The organism is uncultured Nostoc sp. (genome assembly GCF_964245445.1).
In the GTDB taxonomy this organism is placed as follows: domain Bacteria; phylum Cyanobacteriota; class Cyanobacteriia; order Cyanobacteriales; family Nostocaceae; genus Nostoc.
This window is the reverse complement of the sequence record NZ_CAXTNE010000234.1, coordinates 1-2,261: the sequence shown is the minus strand read 5'-3', so window position 1 is coordinate 2,261 and position 2,261 is coordinate 1. Positions and strand designations below refer to the sequence as shown.

At 43.0% G+C, this 2,261-nt stretch carries 1 protein-coding gene and 1 pseudogene; both read left to right on the top strand.

Annotated elements, in window-relative coordinates; all coding sequences use genetic code 11:
• A partial coding sequence (locus tag ACFE90_RS29020) for a LamG domain-containing protein (protein WP_375505839.1) occupies positions 1-1,265 on the top strand: 1,265 nt, incomplete at its 5' end.
• Positions 1,266-1,285: 20 nt separating this feature from the next.
• A pseudogene (locus ACFE90_RS29015) lies at positions 1,286-2,174 on the top strand (IS5 family transposase).
• Positions 2,175-2,261 lie beyond the last annotated feature (87 nt).

The following is a 2,261-nucleotide window of genomic DNA, read 5'->3' as shown; positions in this document are numbered from 1 at the left end:
ATGTACTATCAGCCATTTGCAAAAGGAGTGATAGTTCACTCAACAAAACATCAATAGTCTTAGATGGAATTGAAAATATTGATGGAAGCCTAAAGCAAACTTCTTCCATTAAAATTGAAGTGATCGCTCCCACACCAAAACAACCACCTTCAGAGCAATCGAGCAGTCAACCCGTACTGTTATTCGATGGCAAAGATGACTATATAAATTGCGGTAAGGGCGGTGTTTTCAATGCTTTGAATTTAACTGAAACGATAACCCTAGAATGCTGGGTGAATCTAGCTCGGTATAATAATAGTCATATCTTTGCTAAACAGAATCAACCAGGTCAACCACCTGTTGAGAAAGAAGCGATCTTCTATGGTCTGTTTATTGACGATGCCAAGAAGATCCCGAAGTTTATCTACTCCACAAAAGATAAGAAAAACCAGGAGTTGTCGGAAGCATGGAATACAAAAACGGCTGAAATTGACCTCAATCGCTGGTATCATCTTGCTGTTGTCGTCAGTAACCAGCAAGTTGAACTGTTCGTCAACGGCAAGTCTCAAGGAGCGAGCAAACTGGAGGGGAAAATAGCGGACAACGCCGATGCTGAATTACTGATTGGCAAAAGCTATCCAAACGATTCCCTCCTGGCAGGTCAACTCGCCGATATTCGCGTCTGGAAGAAAGCACGCACCGCAGCCGAAATCCAGGCTAACTTTTCTCAACGGTTGGCGTATAACGAACCGGAACTGGTTGCTTACTGGCCTTTAAACAAAGGCTCTGGTACAGTGGCTTACGATACAACGCGATCCGACAGCTACGGCATTATTTATGGTGGTGCAACCTGGGGCACATCAGAATTGCCAATTGCACCTCTAACCCGCAAAGAGCAATTTCCCTATGCTAGCAAAATCGGCGATATTAGCAGGTTTGATCCCGACAAAGTGCTTCCAGCTGAGGTGCAGCCAACAGATCGCTGGCTGGCTAACTTCCACCAGTTATTTAAGGGTTTAGCTGCGGCCAGTTTTCCTCTATTGGCAAAAAAGGAAAGCCCTCTACCCTTCATGCCCGCAAACCTGACCTACCGCAACTGGAGTCCCCGCCAACAAACCCTGCCGAATTATGTGGTGAACAACCACTTCGACCGAGCTGCGATCGCCATCTGGGGCATTATCAATGAGTATGTCAGTCGCTTTTTTGCCAACCAGCAAGCAGGCATCAAAGAACACTGGGCAGAAATTAGACCTCTTGCAAAAGTCCTAAATGCGTGGGACAAGTAGGTTAGAGTTGGGTAGCATCAATGACCTACGAACAGGTAAAGAGTCTAAAGTCAGAAGACTTTACAGCAATGTGTGGTGTGAGGCCAGATACTTTTAACCAGATGCTGGAAGTACTGCGATGTCTACGACGGGCTGCGCCTACGCACAGTCAGCCAAAACAGAAAACAGGAAGACCAGGTAAATTAAGCTTAGAAGACCAATTGTTGATGACATTGGAATATTGGAGCGGAGCCGGAGACGCTCCGCCTCCGGAGAGTACCGTACCTACTTTCATATAGGTCAATCCTGGGGAATAAATGAGTCTACAGTTTACCGAATTATCCGAAAAATAGAAGATACGCTCATGAAATATCGGATATTTACGCTTCCAGGCAAGAAAAAACTCACTACTTCTAATTATCAGTTAGAAGTAGTAGTAGTTGATGTAACAGAAAGTCCGATTGAACGACCTAAAAAAAACAAAAAAAGTTCTATAGTGGGAAAAAGAAACAGCATACATTGAAGTCACAGATAGTGGTAGACCAAGCGAATGATCAAATCATCTGTACCGCTCATGGTAAGGGTAGAGAGCATGATTTTCGTATATTTAAAAACAGTAAAGTTAGGTTGAGAGAAGACATAGAATGCTTGGGAGATAAGGGTTATCAAGGGATTCAAAAACTACACGCAAATAGTCGGATTCCCAAGAAAAAACCTAGAGGAGGTAAGTTAACTTCTGAAGATAAAAAGAGTAATTAAGAATTAGCTAAAATCAGAGTTTTAGGTGAGCATGTACATCGGAAACTGAAGATATTTAAAATTTTGTCCCTTACTTATAGAAATCGTCGAAAAAGATTTAGTTCGAGGTTTAATCTGATTGCTGCTCTCTACAATTACGAGCTTCATCTCCCCCAAACCGAATTTGCCTGACCGACTTTTGCAAGAGGTCTATTGATTTCGTCTTGAGGGGGCGAGAAGACTCGTTAAAGTACCACATGTAAAGGATTTGAAGTAAAA